15 protein-coding genes are annotated in these 17,246 nt (G+C 68.7%); 4 read left to right on the forward strand and 11 right to left on the reverse strand.

Going from position 1 to position 17,246, the window contains the following annotated elements:
• Window positions 1-155: 155 nt before the first annotated feature.
• The 5 genes from N5K27_RS18790 to N5K27_RS18810 are packed head-to-tail and all read right to left on the reverse strand — an operon-like array spanning window position 156 to window position 6,793.
• Window positions 156-1,472 (reverse strand): TRAP transporter large permease subunit, encoded by a 1,317-nt coding sequence (locus N5K27_RS18790; RefSeq protein WP_087837639.1) that lies wholly within the window; start codon window positions 1,470-1,472, stop codon window positions 156-158.
• Window positions 1,469-1,999, reverse strand: a complete 531-nt coding sequence (locus tag N5K27_RS18795) for a TRAP transporter small permease subunit (protein ID WP_243724374.1) — start codon at window positions 1,997-1,999, stop codon at window positions 1,469-1,471. Before N5K27_RS18795 ends, N5K27_RS18790 begins: the two co-directional genes overlap by 4 nt.
• Window positions 1,996-2,988: a TRAP transporter substrate-binding protein DctP gene (gene dctP, locus N5K27_RS18800; protein ID WP_279818064.1), complete on the reverse strand. Its 993-nt coding sequence runs from the start codon at window positions 2,986-2,988 to the stop codon at window positions 1,996-1,998. Before dctP ends, N5K27_RS18795 begins: the two co-directional genes overlap by 4 nt.
• Window positions 2,989-3,047: 59 nt before the next feature.
• Window positions 3,048-4,616 carry an indolepyruvate oxidoreductase subunit beta family protein gene (locus N5K27_RS18805; protein WP_279818066.1) on the reverse strand — a complete coding sequence of 523 codons (1,569 nt, stop codon included), beginning with the start codon at window positions 4,614-4,616 and terminating at the stop codon, window positions 3,048-3,050.
• Window positions 4,613-6,793: an indolepyruvate ferredoxin oxidoreductase subunit alpha gene (locus tag N5K27_RS18810; protein WP_087837636.1), complete on the reverse strand. Its 2,181-nt coding sequence runs from the start codon at window positions 6,791-6,793 to the stop codon at window positions 4,613-4,615. Before N5K27_RS18810 ends, N5K27_RS18805 begins: the two co-directional genes overlap by 4 nt.
• 292 nt (window positions 6,794-7,085) lie before the next feature.
• On the opposite strand from N5K27_RS18810, the gene N5K27_RS18815 reads away from it, so the two are divergent.
• From N5K27_RS18815 to N5K27_RS18830, 4 genes are all read left to right on the forward strand, one after another.
• Window positions 7,086-9,872, forward strand: a complete 2,787-nt coding sequence (locus N5K27_RS18815) for a molybdopterin cofactor-binding domain-containing protein (RefSeq protein ID WP_132979153.1) — start codon at window positions 7,086-7,088, stop codon at window positions 9,870-9,872.
• A complete protein-coding gene (locus tag N5K27_RS18820; protein ID WP_087837635.1) occupies window positions 9,869-10,417 on the forward strand; it encodes a (2Fe-2S)-binding protein in 549 nt (182 codons plus the stop codon). Before N5K27_RS18815 ends, N5K27_RS18820 begins: the two co-directional genes overlap by 4 nt.
• Window position 10,418: 1 nt before the next feature.
• Window positions 10,419-11,699: a cytochrome c gene (locus N5K27_RS18825; RefSeq protein ID WP_279818070.1), complete on the forward strand. Its 1,281-nt coding sequence runs from the start codon at window positions 10,419-10,421 to the stop codon at window positions 11,697-11,699.
• 372 nt (window positions 11,700-12,071) lie between these two features.
• Window positions 12,072-13,046 (forward strand): LysR family transcriptional regulator, encoded by a 975-nt coding sequence (locus tag N5K27_RS18830; RefSeq protein ID WP_279818073.1) that lies wholly within the window; start codon window positions 12,072-12,074, stop codon window positions 13,044-13,046.
• On the opposite strand, the gene N5K27_RS18835 is transcribed toward N5K27_RS18830, so the two are convergent.
• From N5K27_RS18835 to pyrR, 6 genes are all read right to left on the reverse strand, one after another.
• A complete protein-coding gene (locus N5K27_RS18835) occupies window positions 13,040-13,348 on the reverse strand; it encodes a type II toxin-antitoxin system RelE/ParE family toxin (RefSeq protein WP_279818076.1) in 309 nt (102 codons plus the stop codon). The genes N5K27_RS18830 and N5K27_RS18835 overlap by 7 nt on opposite strands.
• Window positions 13,345-13,623: a YlcI/YnfO family protein gene (locus N5K27_RS18840; protein ID WP_087837676.1), complete on the reverse strand. Its 279-nt coding sequence runs from the start codon at window positions 13,621-13,623 to the stop codon at window positions 13,345-13,347. Before N5K27_RS18840 ends, N5K27_RS18835 begins: the two co-directional genes overlap by 4 nt.
• Before the next feature lie 73 nt (window positions 13,624-13,696).
• Window positions 13,697-14,467 carry a lysophospholipid acyltransferase family protein gene (locus N5K27_RS18845; protein WP_279818078.1) on the reverse strand — a complete coding sequence of 257 codons (771 nt, stop codon included), beginning with the start codon at window positions 14,465-14,467 and terminating at the stop codon, window positions 13,697-13,699.
• A gap of 2 nt (window positions 14,468-14,469) precedes the next feature.
• Window positions 14,470-15,762: a dihydroorotase gene (locus N5K27_RS18850; protein ID WP_279818080.1), complete on the reverse strand. Its 1,293-nt coding sequence runs from the start codon at window positions 15,760-15,762 to the stop codon at window positions 14,470-14,472.
• A 3-nt stretch (window positions 15,763-15,765) separates the two neighbouring features.
• A complete protein-coding gene (locus N5K27_RS18855) occupies window positions 15,766-16,761 on the reverse strand; it encodes an aspartate carbamoyltransferase catalytic subunit (protein ID WP_087837630.1) in 996 nt (331 codons plus the stop codon).
• A complete protein-coding gene (pyrR, locus tag N5K27_RS18860) occupies window positions 16,706-17,245 on the reverse strand; it encodes a bifunctional pyr operon transcriptional regulator/uracil phosphoribosyltransferase PyrR (RefSeq protein WP_087837629.1) in 540 nt (179 codons plus the stop codon). Before pyrR ends, N5K27_RS18855 begins: the two co-directional genes overlap by 56 nt.
• Window position 17,246: the final 1 nt, after the last annotated feature.

The raw sequence follows: 17,246 nt of genomic DNA on the forward strand, positions 1-17,246 counted from the left end.
GCCCCGCCAAGTCTGCCCTCACCGGGAAGTCCCGCGTAGCGGGACCGGCTTCGCTGCGCCCCAATGCGAGCCGCCCCACCCCACCGATCAAGGACGGTTCAAGAACTCAATCCCCGCCACTGAGGACACCCCCATGCATGGCGATTCAGCCCAGGCTAGCCGATCATCTTCGGCAGCCAGGTGGCGATGCCCGGCAGGAAGAACACCGCGCCCAGCAACAACAGGCTCATGACCACGTAGGGCACGACCGCGATGAAGATCGTCCCCATGGAGACCGACGGCGGCGCCACGCCGCGCATGGTCATCAGCAGCAGCCCATGCGGCGGCAGCAGGAGGCCGAGCTGCATGCAGATCAGGAACATGACCCCGAACCACACCGGGTCGATGCCCAGCACGCCGACGATGGGCATGAAGATCGGCAGCGTGATCATCATCATGCTGATCTGGTCGACGAAGATGCCCAGGAAGATCAGCATCAGCATCATGCCCAGCACGATCATGCCGGTGGACAGGCCATGGCCGGTGATCGTCTCCACCAGGCCGTTGCTCGCCCCCGAGAACGACAGGATCTGGGCGAAGGTCGTGGCACCCAGGATGATGAACAGGATCATGCCCGAAATGGCAGCCGTTCCCTTGAGCGACTTGACCACGGCTTCCCAGGTCAGGCGCCGGTAGAGCGCGGCCAGCAGCATGGTGGCGAAGGAACCCAGCGCCGCGCACTCGGTGGGCGTGGCCCAACCCGCCGCCAGCGCCCCCACCACGACGCCGAAGATGGACAGCGTGGGCAGCACGTAGGCCACGAACAGGTTCCATCGCGCCCAGCCGGTGCGCCGCTCGCCGGTATCGGACGCCGGCGCCCAGGACGGCGTGATGCGCACGCGCACCACGATCCACAGCACGAAGGCCACCGACAGGATGATCCCCGGCATCACGCCGCCTATCAGCAGCTTGGAGATGGAGATGCCCGACAGCGAACCCAGCAGCACGGTCAGCGCCGACGGCGGGATCAGCATGTCCACGGCGCCGATGGCCATGATGGGGCCGGTCGCGATGCGGGGATGGTAGCCGCGCGACAGCATGACCGGCAGCATCAGCGATCCCAGCATGGCGGTGGTGGCGATGGTCGATCCGGAAATGGCCGAGAACACCGTTCCGGCCACCACCGCGACCACGGCCAGGCGGCCCGGCACGCGCGTGATCAGCCGTTCGATGCCGTCGATCACCTTGAGCGCGAGGCCGGTGTGGAACAGCACCTCGCCCATCAGCACGAACAGCGGAATGGGCGTGAGCGAGAAGGCCGCCACCGAGCTGACGCTGTTGCGGGCGAGCTGCATCAGTCCGATCTCGCCTCCCATGTACAGCCACGCGCCGATGATATTGATGGAGATGAAGGTCAGCGCCACGGGCATGCCGATGAACAGCAGCACCGTGGATCCGCCCAGCAGGATCCAGGCCGCGATCTGCCAGCTCATGATGCGCTCACCGCTTCGTTGCGCGGGCCCGCCTCGGCATGCAGCAGGCGGTGCATGCGGAACAGCATTTCCACCGCCAGCAGCAGGAACACCACGGGCAGCGGCGCCAGCATCCACCATTCCGGCGTGACCAGCGTCTTGATGTTCATGGCGCCCGACTGGTAGCTGGCCCAGGCCGACTGGGCGCCATACCAGGCGATCGCCAGGCAGCATCCCAGGCCCAGGACGTCGCCGAGCCATTCCAGCCCCCAGGCCACGCGGCGCGGAATGGCCTGCAGCACGATGTCCACGCGAATGTGCTGGCCCTGGCGCAGCAGCCAGGGCGCCAGGCACAGCGTAAGGAGATACAGCATGGCCTCGGACACCTCGTTGCTCCAGGCCAGGCCGCGGGGCAGGCCGGCGATGGCGAGGTTGCGCAGCAGCACGTCGGCCACGATGATGAGCATCATGGCCAGCAGCAACGCGCATCCCACGGCGGCCAGCGCCGTCAGCAGCCGCCCGTAGGCGGCGGACACGCGCGCGATCATGGACGGCTGCCGGCGGCCGGACGGGACAGCAGCGACTTGAAGCGCGCCGCGACCTCGGGGCTCTGCCTGGCCGCGGTGGCCCAGCCCACTTCGTAGGCCATGTCGCGATAGCGCCTGGCGGTGGCATCGTCGAACTTGATGGTCTGGATGCCGGCCTTGGCCTGCCGCGCGGTTTCTTCCTCGGCGTAGCGGTCCCAGAAGCCGTTCTGCCCTTCCAGGGCCAGCAACTGCTTGTTCAGGTAGGCCAGCTGCGGCGGGGTCAGCTTCTTGTAGGCCGGCAGGTTCATGATCAGCGAGACCTCGGCGTCGTAGAAACCCGGGTCCACGCGGAACTTGGTCTTCTCCTGCCAGTTCAGGTCGAAGATGCCGCCTATCGGCCAGCCATAGCCATCCACGACGCCGCGCTCGAGCGCGGTGTAGACCTCGCCCGGGGGCGTGGTGATGACGTTGGCGTTCAGGGCCTGGAAGAACTCGCGGTAGACCGGCGTGATGCGGATCTTCATCCCCGTCAGGTCCGGCTTGTCGATCTTCTTGTTGATGTACAGGTGGAAGGGCTGGTGTTCGACCATGCGGGCCAGGTACTGCATGTTGCCCTTCTCGTTCCAGACCTTGTTGATGGCCTCGAACGCGCCGTTCTTGCGCTGCTCGGCGACCGGGACGTCGCTGAGCTTCAGGAAGTCGGCCTCGGGCAGCACGTTGGTGTAGAAGGCGCCGGTGTTCAGCGCGATGTCCACCACGCCGGTCTTGACCGCGTTGCCCACCTCGAACGGGGGCATGGTCTTGGGGCCGCCCAGGAAGTTGAGCTGCAGCACCCCCTTGCCTTCCTCGTTGAACTTCTTGACCCATGCCTGCAGGTGCTGCACGTAGATGCCGTTCTCGGGAAAGGCCGAGATCAGCCGCAGCGTGGCCTGCTGGGCCTGGGCGGGGCCGGCGGACATGGCCGCGCAGGCCAGGAAAGCGGCGGCTGCCTTGACGAGCGGAAATTTCATGCGTTGTCTCCTGTCTTTTCTTGTACCTACGAAGTGCTGCGTGATGGCGCCGCCTCATCCTAGACGGTCGCGAGTTTTTCCTCCAGCGCGCGGCCGCTGTCGTCCGACAGGGCCGCCTTGACCAGCGCCCGCAGGCGCGGGGGGCCGTCGTCGGCCTGCCGCAGCGCCGGCAACACCGACATGATGCGCTGGAAATTGCCCCAGCCGCGCACGTGGGTGTCGCCGTAGCCCTTGATCAGCCGCTGCGCGCGCGCCACTTCCACGGCCAGCGCCGGCTGCCCGGCCGCCAGCGAGACGATGGCCTCCATCCACCGATCCATGCGCTCGCGCTCGACCCGATAGCGCAGCGACGCCCGGCGCATGCCGCGCAGCCCCGCCACCGCGTACAGCAGCAGGAAACCGCGCAGCGAACTGGTGCGCACCACCCGTCCCTTGCGCGTGAACGGCCCGATGCAGGCCCGCGCGAAGGCGCTGCGCATCATCCACCGTCCCAGCCAGGCGGGCATGGCGTCGGCCAGTTCCTCGAGCCGGGGGTGCATGAATTCATTGATCTCCAGTTGCTGCGCCGGCGTCAGCCGCACCTCGGCGGCCACGCGGGCGAAGCGCGCGCCGCGCGTCTTCAGGTCCGCCACCCGCGCCACGTCCTCGTAGGTCATCCACAAGGCCAGGTGGCGCGCCGTCTCGGACAATACCTCCATGCTGGCGGCGCCGCGATCCGGCAGCGCGGACAGCAGCGGGACCAGCCGGTCCAGGTACTCGCCGGCATAGGCCACGTCCTGGTAGTCGGCCGCGCGGACCAGGCCGGCGCGCAGCACCGCGTGGCACTCGGCCGGGAATTCGCGCGCCATCCGCTCTTCCAGGGACGCCAGCCGGGGGCCGACGGCAGCGGGCAGCCGGCCGGGGGCCGCGGATGCCTCCGCCGGCGAAGCCGCCGCCGGCACCTCGCGCCGCACGGTGGTCTCGTGCAGCACCGTCTCCTGGCCGGCGATGGCGGCGGCGAAACCCGCGGCGAAGGCCTCCAGGCTGGCCTTCACCCCCACGCCCCCGCGGCGGATGGCATCCTCGAACCGTTCGCGGCCGAAGGGCAGCGCGCCCGTCGCCGCCAGCGCCCCGTACAGCGCCGGACTGATGGGACTGCCGGCGTCCTCGGCGATCCGGCTGAAGTCGGCGGCCACGAAACGCCGCGCCGCCACCCGTCCGCCTTCCAGCAGCGCGGCCGAATCGACCCGGTCGTCGCCCATCGCCGTGCGCTCCGTCATGGAATACACCCGGTGGGTGGACGCGATCAGCGTGGTGCGGTCGTCCGCCACCAGGCCCCGCTGCAAGGCGCGGCCCGCCTCCATCAGCTCGGAGGCGATGACCACGTCGACCTCGCCGGGCACCGGCCCCAGCGCCATGACCGGCGCCTTGCCCGGCGGCACGTCCGCCTCGCGGAACATCTCGATGTAGTACACCGTCGCGCCCGTGCGCTGGGCCACGCCCGGCACCGAGGTGGTCTGGGCCAGGTAACCGTTGTGCTCGGCCAGGTCCACCAGCCAGTCGGCCAGCACCCCGCCGCCCTCGCCGCCCATGGCCAGCACCGCGATGGTCAGCGCGCGCGGCGCGCCCGTCTCGTTGCCGATGCTCATGCCGCCAATCCCTCCAGCCGACGGTCGATGCGGCGCTGCAAGGCGCCGATGACGGCCTTCCTGACGCGCGCCTTGAATTTGTCCCAGCGTCCCGGGTTGTTGATGATCTCGGCCCGGTAGAACGATGGGCACAGCACTGCCGCGTGCGACACCTCGCCGCACAGTCCGCAGCCCACGCAACTGTCCACCACCGCCGCGACCGGATCGGTGCGCAGCGGATCGGGATTGTCCCGTATGGTCAGCGAGGGGCAACCGGACAGGCGGATACAGGAATGGTCGCCGGTGCACGTATCGGGATCCACGCCGAAGCGCTCGCGCACGACCCGCCGGCCTTCGCCTATGGCCTTGCGCATGAGCGGACGCACGCGGCGCTGCTTGTTCAGCATGCATTCGCTTTGCGCCACCACCACCTTCGGCCCCTTCTCGCGCGTGGTCAGCGCCTCGCGCAGCGTGTCGCGCATCTGCGCCACGCTGTAGGTGCGCGTCACCGTCCGCACCCACTTCACGCCCACCCCCCGCACGGCGTTCTCGATGGGGTTGTTGGTGCTGCGTATGGGGTTCTCGGCCTTGGACGACAGCACGTCCTGTCCGCCGGTGGCGGCCGAATAGCCGTTGTCCACCACCAGCAGCACGTTGTCGGTCTCGTTGAACACGGCGTTGCCCACGCCGCTGGTCAGGCCGTTGTGCCAGAACCCGCCGTCGCCCATGATGGAGATGGTGCGGCGGGAAGTCTCGCGCGTGTTCAGCGCCGAGGCGCCGGCCCACCCCAGGCCGTAGCCCATGGTGGTGGCGCCCAGGTTGAAGGGCGGTAGCACCGAGAACAGATGGCAGCCGATGTCGCAGCTGATGTGGTGCCGGCCCAGTTCGCGCTCGACCAGCTTGATGGCGGTGAAGATGGGCCGTTCCGGACAGCCGGTGCAGAACGACGGCGGCCGGCCCTGGACCTGGTCGGAAGCACGCTGGATGGCGAAGGCCTTGGGATTGTCCGGCATGCGCGCGGGCGAGGCCGGCCGCGCGGCGCGAGGCAGCGTCCGCCCTTCGAGCAGGCCTGGCTCGTAGCGGCGCACATACTCCGCCAACCCCTTGAGCAGCACGCCGCCGGTGTATTCGCCCGCCATCGGCAGCACGTCCTTGCCATGGACGCGCGTGTTCAGGTCGGCACGCCGCAGGATGGCGTGCACCGCCTGCTCGATGTAGTCGGGCTGCCCTTCTTCCACGATCAGGATGCTGCGCTTGCCGGCGCAGAAGCGGACGAACTCCTCGTCCACCAGGGGATAGGTCACGTTCAGCACGTACAGGGGAATCCGCGACTGGCCGAAGGCATCGGCCAGCCCCAGCAGCTCCAGCGCGCGCAGCACGCCGTTGTACATGCCTCCCTGCATGACGATGCCGATGTCCCGGTCGTCGGCGCCGAAGAACTCGTTCATGCCGTGCTGGACGATGTAGCGCACCGCCGCCGGCCAGCGCTTGGCCACCTTTTCCTGTTCGTGCAGGTAGGAGGCCGGCGGCAGCACGATGCGGTTGACGTCGCGCTCGGGATTCTCGATGGCGTCCTTGAGCGTGAACGCCGGCCGCTTGTTGGCCCGCGTGGTGAAGCGGCCATGCACGTGGCAGGCGCGGATGCGCAGCTGCAGCATGACCGGCGTATTGCTGGCCTCGGACAGCTCGAAGCCCCGCTCCACCGCGCCCACCATGCTTTCCAGGTTGGGGCGGGGGTCCAGCAGCCAGACCTGCGATTTCATCGCGAAGGCATGCGAGCGCTCCTGCATGATGCTGGAGCCTTCGCCGTAGTCCTCGCCCACGATCAGCAGCGCGCCGCCGGTCACGCCGCCCGAGGCCAGGTTGGCCAGCGCGTCCGAGGCCACGTTGGTGCCCACGGTGGACTTGAAGGTGACGGCGCCGCGCAGCGGATAGTTGACCGAGGCCGCCAGGGTGGCGGTGGCCGTCGCCTCGGAGGCGCTGTGCTCGAAGTGCACGCCCAGCTCTTCCAGGATGTCGTTCGCGTCGGTCAGCACATCCATCAGGTGCGAGATCGGCGCTCCCTGGTATCCCGCCACGTACGACACGCCGGACTGCAGCAGGGCCTTGGTCACCGCCAGGATCCCCTCGCCGCGGAACTCCTCGCCCTCTCCCAGCTTCAGCTTGCCGACCTCGTTCGTGAACGAACGCTCCGCCATGGTCCCGTTCTCCTCTGCCTGGTGTCAGCGCATCATTCTTCTCCAGCGGCGGGCCGTGGGCTAATGGTTTATTCGTATATCCCACATTTGTTTTGTGAATACCCCGGATAATCCCTATAAGGATCATCCATGAATATCGGCCCGGCCTGTCTTGATTCCCTACATTTTCCGGTATTGATAAATCCATCCTTTGCTGCCAGCATGACAGCTGCGGTTTTGCTGCAAGGAGCGTGCTGTGAAGCAAGATCCTGCCTGGAACCCGACGGCCCGCGCGGACTCCACCGGAGCCGGCATGTCCCGCCGTGGCTTCCTGAAGGCCATCGCGGTGGGCGGCGTCACGGTGTGGATCGCCCCCCTGTACAGCGCCGCCTTCGGCGCCCTGTTCGAGGAACGCATCTTCCGCGGTCCCGAATGGAACCGGGCCAGCGGCCGCACCCGCTTCCGGGTCGACGGCCACGAGAAGGTGGTCGGCGGCAAGGTCTTCGCCCGCGACATCCGCGCCGCCGACATGCCGCACTGGCCCAAGCAGCAGTCCCACGCGCTGATCCTTCGCGCCACGCTGGCCGACCGGCTCTACGAGGGTTTCGACCTCGCGCCGCTGGGCGATGACCTCAAGCCCGACCGCGTCGTCACGGCCGAGGATCTGGCCCGCGACAAGCTCGCCTTCCCCAGCTTCTACGGCGACGACATGCTGCTGCCCGCCGGCAAGACGCCGGCCTACCTGGGACACGCGGTCGCCATCCTGATCTTCCACGACTTCGCGCGCTACCAGCTCGCCCGCGGCCGGCTGCGCGCCGCCCGCGACGTCATCCGCTACGGCGCGACCACGGGGCCGCTCGACCGCGAGCCCTGGGGCGTGTTCCGCTACGTGCGCGTGGGCGGCGCCTCGCCCGACGACGAAGATGCTTATTCCAGCCTGAAAGACAGCCCGCTCTTCCCCACGGAAAAGAAGACACTGATCTGGCCCTCCACCAAGGCCGAGGACAGCATCGACGCGCAGGGCATGCGCGCGGCCGAGCAGATCGGCGCGGAACTGGCCTCGCCGCCCGCCGACTGGCTGGTCATGAAACGACGCTACACCACGCAGTCCATCGACACCGCCGCGCTCGAGCCCGACAACGCGAACTGCTGGTATGACCCGGCCACCCGTTCCCTGCACATGGTGCTGGCCACGCAATCGCCGCAGGAAGTGGCCGAGGCCGCCGCCAAGATGGTGGCCGACAGCGGCTTCCCGCTGGAACACCTGTTCGTGCACCCCTGCTACACGGTCGGGTACGGCTCCAAGGACCATTGCAACGTGCCGTTCTACGGCCTGGTCGCCGCGCTGTACGGCGACGGCCATCCGGTGCGCTTCGCGGTCGACCGCTTCGAGCACTTCCAGACCTCGCTCAAGCGCCACGCCTTCGACATGCAGTACACCATGGCGGTGGACCGCAAGACCGGCAAGCTCCAGTCCTTCCAGGGCACGCTGACCGGCAACGGCGGCGGACGCGCGAACTTCTCGCCCTCGGTGGTCATGGTGGCGGCCACCGCCGCGCAGTCGGTGTACTACTTCCCCAAGAACGACCTGATCGCCGTGGCCGAGGCCACGCGGGCCATCGACGCGGGCTCGGCGCGTGGCTACGGCACGCTGCAAAGCATGGCCGCCACCGAGATGATGATCGACGAGATGGCGGCGGAACTCGGGCTCGATCCGATCGAGTTCCGTATCCGCAACGCACTGCTGTCGGGCATGAAGAACACCCAGGGCGCCATCGCCGGCGGCGCCCTGCGGGTGGACGAGGTGCTCGAGCGCGCGCGCCGCCATCCGTTGTGGGCCGAACGGGCGCAGCGCAAGCTCGACTACGAGGCCGCCCATCCGAACGAACGCTATGGCGTGGGCTTCGCCTGCGTGCAGAAGGACTTCGGCACCGGCGGCGAGGCCGCCTTCGTGCGCGTGGAGCTGACAAGCGAAGGCCGCATCGTGCTGCACCATACCGGCGTCGAGATCGGCACCGGCATGAGCACCTCGCAGGCCGTGATGTGCGCCGAATGGTTCGGCCGCCCCGCCGACGAAGTGCGCACCGCCGTTACCGACTGGTCCGACCTGCCCATGGTCGGCAACGTCGATACCTACACGGTCAAGCAGGAGGAACAGGACCGGCTGGCCGCCGATCCGATGTGGACGCCGGTCCACGCCTCGCCCTCCAGCGCCAGCAACTCCGTCTACTTCTTCGGGCACGCCACGAAGGAAACGGCCCGTGTCGTGTTCGAGCACGGACTGTGGCCGGCGGCGATGGCCATCTGGACCCGCGGCGCGGGTGGCGGCCAGGCCGCGCCCCTGGTCGTGCGGCGCGAGGACGCGCGCTGGACCGAACGCGGCCTGACCGCGAACGGCCTGGAACCGCTGCCGCTCGAGCGCCTGGTCAAGGCCGCCTACGAGGCCAACCTGGTGACCGCCGCCGTGGGCCATACCTTCAACCGCTGGCAATGGGCCGAGGCCGACTTCGACGTAGGCGGCACGACCGTCCGGCGCCCGCTCGACGGCCTGGCCGTGCGCTACGGCGACGGCGGCCGCTCGGCCAGGCCCTACGACGTCGTCAGGCGGGCCAACGTCTTCTATCCGCCGGCCCAGCGCAACAATGCCGGCGTCACCTACTACAGCGCCAATGCCGCCCTGGCCGAGCTGGCCGTCAACCCGACCAGCGGCAAGGTGCGGCTGCTGTCGCACCACTCGGTGCTCGAATGCGGCAAGCCGGTGGTCGAGGAACTGGTGTCGGGGCAATTGCAGGGCGGCATCGCGATGGGCATCGGCCACGCGCTGCACGAGTACCTGCCGCTGTACGAGGACGGCCCCGGCAACGGCACCTGGAACTTCGACCGCTACCACCTGCCGCGCGCGCACGACGTGGCCGTCTGGAGCCAGACCGGCGACATCCTGCCGCCCATCTCCGACACCGATCCGCCCAAGGGCATCGCGGAAGTCGTCATGATCCCCATCGTCGCCGCCATCGTGAACGGCATCGCGCATGCCATCGGCCACCGCTTCACCGACCTGCCGGTCACGCCGGAGAAAATACGGGAGGTCCTGGAATCATGACGATCACGACCTCGCCCCTGACGCTGACCATCAACGGCAAGCAAGTCGGGCCCATGGACGTGCCCGACACCTTGATGATGGTCGACTTCCTGCACGAGTACCTGGGCCTGACCGGATCGCGCTTCGGCTGCGGCATCGGCGTCTGCCATGCCTGTACGGTGCTGCTGGACGGTCCGGACGGCACCGAGGAGATCCGTACCTGCATCACCGGTGCCCACTACTTCAACGGCAAGCGTATCCGGACCATAGAAGGCCTGGCCGAGCGCGACGATAAGCGGAAGATCATCGCCATCACCCCGATCCAGCAGGCCTACCTGGACCACTACAGCTTCCAGTGCGGCTACTGCACGCCCGGCTTCGTCATCGGCGCGACCGCGCTGATGGAACGACTCAAGGCCCACCCGGTGCGCGCCGACCAGCTGGAAGACACGATCACCGAGCACCTGGGCCGCCACATCTGCCGCTGCACCGGCTACGTACGCTACTTCGAGGCGGCCAAGGCGGTGATCCTCGCCACCCCCGGCCTCGTCCTCAAGGAGAACTGAGATGGCCCGCCCGTCCCCCCGGCGACGCGGTCCCATCGTCGCCCTCGTCATCCTGGTCCTGATCGTGGTCGCCGTCGCCGCGGCGATCCTGGGCAACCGCGACGATCCGCCCGACCGCCCGCCCCAGCAGGTCCAGGCCACGCCGGAACAATTACAGCTGGGCCGCTACCTGGCCCGCGCCGCCGACTGCGCGGCCTGCCACCAGACCGCCGACGGCGCCGCCTACGCCGGCGGCTTCCCGCTGCAGACTCCCTTCGGCACGCTGTACGGCACCAACATCACGCCCGACCCCGACCACGGCATCGGCCGCTGGACCGCCGACGAATTCCACCGCGCGCTGACCCGGGGCAAGGCCCCGCACGGCCGCAACCTCTACCCGGCCATGCCGTACACGGCCTACCACGACATCCCCCGCGCCGATTCCGACCTGATCTACGCCTACCTGATGAGCGTGCGCCCCAGCGCCCAGCCCAACAAGAAACCGGAGATCCCCTTCCCGCTCAACCTGCGCATCCTGATGACGGGCTGGAACCTGCTGTTCTTCGACCACGACCCGCTGCCCGCCGCCTCGCAGGGCGACTCCGCGCAATGGGTGCGCGGCCGCTACCTGACCAACGTCCTGGGGCACTGCGGCGAATGCCACACCCCGCGCGGCAAGCTGGGCCAGCTCCACCGCGACGACTGGCTGCAGGGCTACACCCTGAACCGCTTCGAGGCGCCGTCCCTGACCCCTCGGGCCCTGGCCGAACGCGGCTGGACGCCGGAAGACCTGCAACGCTTCCTGCGCACCGGACTCGCCCCCCAGGGCATCGCCGCCGACGAGATGTACCCCGTCATCCTGCACAGCACCCAATACCTGAGCGACGACGACCTGAAGGCCATGTCCGCCTTCCTGCTGGGCGACCAGCCCCCCAAGCCCGCCCCCGCCCCGCAAGCCAAGCCCGACAACGCCGCCCCCTCCCCCGGCCGCCGCGTCTACCTGAACACCTGCGCCGCCTGCCACGGCGTGGACGGCGAAGGCCACCCGCCCGGCATGCCTCCCCTGGCCAACAACAGCACCGTCCGCCTGGAAAACCCACGCAACCTGCTGCTCTCCATCCTGGACGGCCTGCCCGCCCAACGCCTGCCCGACGGCACCACCATCGGCGACATGCCCGGCTTCGCCCGCCGCCTGACCGACGACGAGATCGCCCAACTGACCAACTACCTGCGCACCACCTGGGGCGCCCGCGAAGGCCAGATCACCGCCGCCGACGTGGCGAAACTGCGCGAGGGCAAATGAAGGGGGCAAGCCCCCTTCATTTGCCCACTGAATATTCCGTAGAATCCCCATAAGGGCCCCGGATACCCGCCCGCCCCTCATCCAGGCCCCCCCGCCCCCTCACTCTGACAGATGGCGCAGGCCGGCGGCAGGGGCGCAGGCCATGGGGGCGCATTCGGAGCCGCCGGTGGATGGGCAGTCGGCGGGGAAGCAAGGGCGCAGCTGTTTGAGCGCGGCAGTAGGGACAGTCCGGGGGACTGTCCCCGCGCGAGTTCTGCGCCCGCCCCGCCGGCTGCCCAGCCACCGGGAAGTCCCGGCAACGCCGGGACCGGCTTCGCTGCGCCCCCATGGCCTGCGCCCCTGCCGCCGGCCGTCTCAAGAACTCAAACCATCATGAACTTCCGCCAACTAGACCTGAACCTCCTACGCGTCCTGGTCTCCATCCACCAAACTCGCTCCGTCACCGCCGCCGGCAAACTCCTCTCCCTCTCCCAACCCGCCACCAGCAACGCCCTGGCCCGCCTGCGCTACTTCTTCGACGACGAGCTCTTCGTGCGCACCCCCCAGGGGCTGGTCCCCACCCGCATCTGCGAACAGGTCGCACCCACCGTCGCGGCGGAATTGCGCGCCCTGGAAACCGCGGTGACCGGACGCGAAGCCTTCGATCCCCAGCACAGCCACGTCGAGTGGCGAGTCTCCATGTCCGACCTGGGAGAAATGACCTTCCTGCCGACCCTGGCCGCGGCACTGCACACCGAGGCCCCCCACTCCCGGCTGACCAACATTTCCGTGCCCGCCAACGACGTCGCCGCCGCCCTGGAAGCGCGCGAGATCGACTTCTGCCTGGGCATCCTGCATCCCAAGCAGCGCGGCATCCAGGCCGACGTGCTGTTCCACGAGCCCTATGTGGCGATCACTTCGCCGGACTGGACGCCCACGCCCGGACACAAGGGCAAGACACTGAGTCCCGCCGAACTGGCCAGCGCATCGCTGCTGGTGGCCTCGCCCACGGCAACCTTCCACGACAGCGTCAGCGAAATGCTCACGCGCATGAAGCTCGACGACCGTATCGCCGTGCGGGCACGCCATTTCGGCGCGCTGCCCGAGATGGTCATGAATTCGCGCATGCTGGCGATCGTACCCACCACGTACGCGCGCAACGCGCAGCCGCGCTATGGATTCAAGGTATGGACCCTGCCCTATGCGCCCGCCTACGACGTGCGCCTGCTGTGGCACGCCAGCACGGCGCGCGATCCCTCGCTGCAATGGGTACGGGCGCTGGTGCACAGGCTGTTCCGGGTGCCCGCGGCGGGCGGGGATGGCGCCGCTCCGGCCAAACGCGCGCGGCGGCGGGCGGCGCCTCAGTGATAGTCGTCTTCGCGCTGGTGGCGCACGGCAAGGATGGTGACGGAATCAGGCCCATCGATCTCGAACAGGGCGACGTAACCCGTACGGCCGAAAGGAATCACCAGTTCGCGCAGGTAGGGCGAATGCGGCGTCGCTTTTCTGCAGGTATAGGGCGAACGCTCGAGAATCTCGACGCCACCCTGGATTGCGACCAAGGCCTGGGCGGCCAGGCCCGGATCATCGGGATCCCTCTCCAGGACAAAATCATAGAGCCGCAGAAGGTCCTGCTCGGCTTCCCGCGTGAAACGAACGCGGTACATCAAGACCGCTTGCGCCGGTCGACCTTCGCTGCCTCCAGGCGCTGCTGCAACTTGTCCAATACGGCTTGCGACGATGCGTAGTCCCCCGACTCCCGCGCCTGATCACGCGAGGCCAAGGCCCGGGCCAGGAAAGCAGCCTGCGCCTCGCGGCGCGATACAGCCGAACGAACAGCCTGCTCGACAAAGCTGGACAAACTCTCCCCTGCTTCGAGGACTCTTTCAGCAGCCTCGCGCAGTTCCGGCTCTACCCGCAGGGGAGGAAGCGTGGCGGTTTTCATGGCAACTCCCAAATGCATCGCATTTGCAATACATTAACGCAACGCAGGGCCATCGGCAAGCCAGGGGACGTATTCAATCCGCCTGGCGCACCTCGGCCCGTATGGCTTCCCGCACCCGCGCCGCCATCGCATGGCGATGGTCCTCGTCGCCGTTCTCGGCCGTGGCGGGCGGCAGGTAGACGACCTGCACCGCCACGCCGGTCGAGCCCAGTACCCGCCAGGCATTGCCCATCAGCGTTTCTTCGCCCACGTAGGAAGGCAAGGTGCTGCGCGCGCCATGATGGAGATAGCGCAGCGCCACCGGCAGCACCGGCACGCCGGCGCGGCGAGCGGGCTCGAACAGGCCGGCGTGGAAGGGCAGCACGTCCAGGCCGTCGGAGGTCGTGCCTTCGGGAAAGAGTCCGATCAACTGGCCGCGCGCGAAGCGCTCGCCCATGGCCTGGGCCACCTGGTGCACGGCGCGCCGGTTGCCCCGTTCGATGAACACCGTGCCCACGCCCGCGATCAGCCAGCCCAGCACCGGCCAGTCGCGCAGCTCGCGCTTGCCGACGAAGATGGTGCAGCGCACGCTGCTGAGCGCGTAGATGTCCAGCCACGACACGTGGTTGGCGATCAGCAGGGCCGCGCCCTCGACCGGCGGATGGCCGCTGACGTAGACGCGGACGCCGCACCAGCGCAGCAGCCAGCGGGACCACCAGCAGTTGATCCGGTCGCGCCGCGCCACGTCGAACCGCCGGAACACGGTGGCCAGCACGATCAGCCCGAATATCACCCACAGGGTGACGAGCAGGAACCGCAGCGAGAACCGCAGCAGGTGCGCGGCCAGGCGAAACCAGGCGCGCACGATCAGGCAGCCGCCTCATACGCGACGTGGCCCGCGACGATGGTCATGCGGACTTTGCCCGGCAGTTCCATGCCCAGGAACGGCGTGTGCTTGCCCTGGCTTTGCAGGCTGTCCTCGCTGACCAGCCAGTGCGCGTCCAGGTCGACCAGGCAGAGGTCGGCCAGCGCCCCGGCGCCCAGTTGACCGCACGAGGCCAGCACCTTGGTGCCCAGGACCCGGGCGGGTTCGCTGGTGACGCGCGCCACCGCGCGCGAAAGCGGCAGATCGGCGTCGCGGGCCCATTTCAGCGCCAGCGACAGCAGCAGTTCCAGGCCCGTCGCGCCGGGCTCGGCCTCGCCGAAGGGCAGCAGCTTGTAGTCTTCGTCCACCGGCGTGTGGTCCGAGCAGATCGCGTCGATCGTCCCGTCCGCCAGCGCGGCCCGGATGGCATCGCGGTCGCGCTGGCCGCGCAGCGGCGGGGTCAGCCGGCAATGCGCGTCGAAGTAGCCGATGTCCACGTCGGTCAGGTGCACGTGGTGGGCGCTGACGTCGCAGGTCACGGGCAGGCCCTCGGCGCGGGCGCGGCGCACCAGTTCGATCCCGGCGGCACTGGAAATGCGGCACAGGTGCAGGCGCGCGCGCGTGGCCCGCTGCAGTTCGAACAGCGTGTGCAGGGCGATGGTCTCGGCCTGCTCGGGGATGCCCGCCAGGCCCAGGCGCGAGGCCATGGCGCCGCTGGCGGCCACGCCCTCGCGGGCCAGCCAGGGATCCTCCGGGCGCAGCCACAGCGCATAGTCGAAGGTGCGGGCGTACTGCATGGCCCGCAGCAGCACGTTGGTGTCGGTGACGTGCGCGTCGGCCTGCGAGAACGCCACGCAGCCGGCCTCGGTCAGCTCGGCCATCTCGGTGATGATCTCGCCCTTCAGGCCGACCGTCATCGCGCCCAGCGGATAGACGTGCGACTGGTTGAGCTGGCGGGCGCGATGCTTGAGCATCTCGACCAGGCCGGGCTCGTCCAGCACCGGATCGGTGTCGGGCGGCAGCACCAGGCTGGTCACGCCGCCCGCCAGCGCCGCCTGCAGTTCGGACTCCAGCGTGGCGCGGTGCTCGAAGCCGGGCTCGCGCAGCCGGGCGGACAGGTCCACGAGGCCCGGCAGCACCGCCAGGCCGCGCGCGTCGATCAGGCGGTTGGGCACGAAACCGGCCGGCGCGTGGCCGATGCCGACCACGCGTCCGGCGGCGATGTAGATGTCGTTGACGGCGTCCACGCCGTTGGCCGGGTCGATCAGGCGGCCGCCCTGGATATGGATTTTCATGGGTCAGGCTCCTGCGACGATGCTCATGACGGCCATGCGGACCGCGATGCCGAACGTGACCTGGTTCAGGATGACGGCCTGCTTGCCGTCGGCCACCGGGGAATCGATCTCCACGCCGCGGTTCATCGGTCCGGGGTGCATGACGATCGCATCGGGCCTGGCCAGCGCGAGCTTCTCCTGCGTCAGGCCGTAGTGCTTGAAGTACTCCTGCGCGGAAGGCAGCAGGGCGCCGCGCATGCGCTCGTTCTGCAGGCGCAGCATGATGATGACGTCCACGCCCTTGAGGCCTTCGGCCATGTCGGTGAACACGCGCACGCCCATCTGCTCGAGGCCGGAAGGCAGCAGCGTCAGCGGGCCGATGGCCCGCACCTCGGGCACGCCCAGCGTGGTCAGCGCATGGATGTCGGAACGGGCCACGCGCGAATGCAGGATGTCGCCGACGATCGCCACCGTGAGCTTGGTGAAGTCCTTCTTGTAGTGACGGATGGTGTACATGTCCAGCAGCCCCTGCGTCGGGTGCGCGTGGCGGCCGTCGCCGGCGTTGATCACGTGCACGTGGGGCGCCACGTGCTGGGCGATCAGGTGCGGCGCGCCGCTGGAGGCGTGCCGCACCACGAACAGGTCGGCCTGCATGGCCGACAGGTTGTTGATGGTGTCCAGCAGCGACTCGCCCTTGCTGGCCGACGAGGCGTTGATGTTCAGGTTGTAGACGTCGGCCGACAGGCGCTTGGCCGCGATCTCGAACGTCGTGCGCGTGCGCGTGGAGTTCTCGAAGAACAGGTTGAACACGCTCTTGCCGCGCAGCAGCGGCACTTTCTTGATCTCGCGGTCGGCCAGGGGCACGAAGGATTCCGCGGTATCGAGGATCTGGTTCAGGATCGCGCGCGGCAATCCCTCCACGGTCAACAGGTGGGTGAGTTCGCCGTTGCTGTTGAGCTGCGGGTTACGCATGGTGCGGCTCCTGGGGCGGCAGGGTTTCGAAATCGATCTTGAAGGCATCCCCGGCGCGCGACAGCACGAGGCTCTGTCCCGGCGCCAGATCGACGGTGGCCGCGGCGAAGTCGGCCGCCACGGGCAGCTCGCGCCCGCCCCGGTCCACCAGCACGGCCAGCCGGATGGAGGCCGGGCGCCCGTAGTCGAACAGTTCGTTCATGGCGGCGCGTATGGTGCGGCCGGTGTAGAGCACGTCGTCCACCAGGACCAGGTGCTTGTCGTCCACGTCGAAGGCGATGTCGGAGGGCTTGACCTGGGGATGCAGGCCGATGCGCGCGAAGTCGTCGCGATAGAAGCTGATGTCCAGCTTGCCGGGCGCCTCGGGCAGGCCCAGGTCGCGGTGCAGCCGCTCGGCTATCCACGATCCCCCGGAATGGATGCCGACCAGGTGGGTGCGGTCGGCCGGCAGCGTGTCCAGCAGCTTGCGCACGGCATCGCGCAGCCGCGCATACAGCGCCTCGGCGTCGAGGTTGGGAGGAGTTGGGTTCATG

It is taken from the genome of Pigmentiphaga sp. GD03639, from assembly GCF_029845405.1.
GTDB classification, from domain to species: Bacteria; Pseudomonadota; Gammaproteobacteria; order Burkholderiales; family Burkholderiaceae_B; genus Pigmentiphaga; species Pigmentiphaga daeguensis.

What these genes read in the sequence shown, in the direction of transcription:
- N5K27_RS18790 (WP_087837639.1), bottom strand. Translation starts at nt 1,472, where the DNA reads ATGAGCTGGCAGATCGCGGCCTGGATCCTGCTGGGCGGATCCACGGTG.
- N5K27_RS18795 (WP_243724374.1), bottom strand. Translation starts at nt 1,999, where the DNA reads ATGATCGCGCGCGTGTCCGCCGCCTACGGGCGGCTGCTGACGGCGCTG.
- dctP (WP_279818064.1), bottom strand. Translation starts at nt 2,988, where the DNA reads ATGAAATTTCCGCTCGTCAAGGCAGCCGCCGCTTTCCTGGCCTGCGCG.
- N5K27_RS18805 (WP_279818066.1), bottom strand. Translation starts at nt 4,616, where the DNA reads ATGAGCATCGGCAACGAGACGGGCGCGCCGCGCGCGCTGACCATCGCG.
- N5K27_RS18810 (WP_087837636.1), bottom strand. Translation starts at nt 6,793, where the DNA reads ATGGCGGAGCGTTCGTTCACGAACGAGGTCGGCAAGCTGAAGCTGGGA.
- N5K27_RS18815 (WP_132979153.1), top strand. Translation starts at nt 7,086, where the DNA reads ATGTCCCGCCGTGGCTTCCTGAAGGCCATCGCGGTGGGCGGCGTCACG.
- N5K27_RS18820 (WP_087837635.1), top strand. Translation starts at nt 9,869, where the DNA reads ATGACGATCACGACCTCGCCCCTGACGCTGACCATCAACGGCAAGCAA.
- N5K27_RS18825 (WP_279818070.1), top strand. Translation starts at nt 10,419, where the DNA reads ATGGCCCGCCCGTCCCCCCGGCGACGCGGTCCCATCGTCGCCCTCGTC.
- N5K27_RS18830 (WP_279818073.1), top strand. Translation starts at nt 12,072, where the DNA reads ATGAACTTCCGCCAACTAGACCTGAACCTCCTACGCGTCCTGGTCTCC.
- N5K27_RS18840 (WP_087837676.1), bottom strand. Translation starts at nt 13,623, where the DNA reads ATGAAAACCGCCACGCTTCCTCCCCTGCGGGTAGAGCCGGAACTGCGC.
- N5K27_RS18850 (WP_279818080.1), bottom strand. Translation starts at nt 15,762, where the DNA reads ATGAAAATCCATATCCAGGGCGGCCGCCTGATCGACCCGGCCAACGGC.
- N5K27_RS18855 (WP_087837630.1), bottom strand. Translation starts at nt 16,761, where the DNA reads ATGCCTTCAAGATCGATTTCGAAACCCTGCCGCCCCAGGAGCCGCACC.
- pyrR (WP_087837629.1), bottom strand. Translation starts at nt 17,245, where the DNA reads ATGAACCCAACTCCTCCCAACCTCGACGCCGAGGCGCTGTATGCGCGG.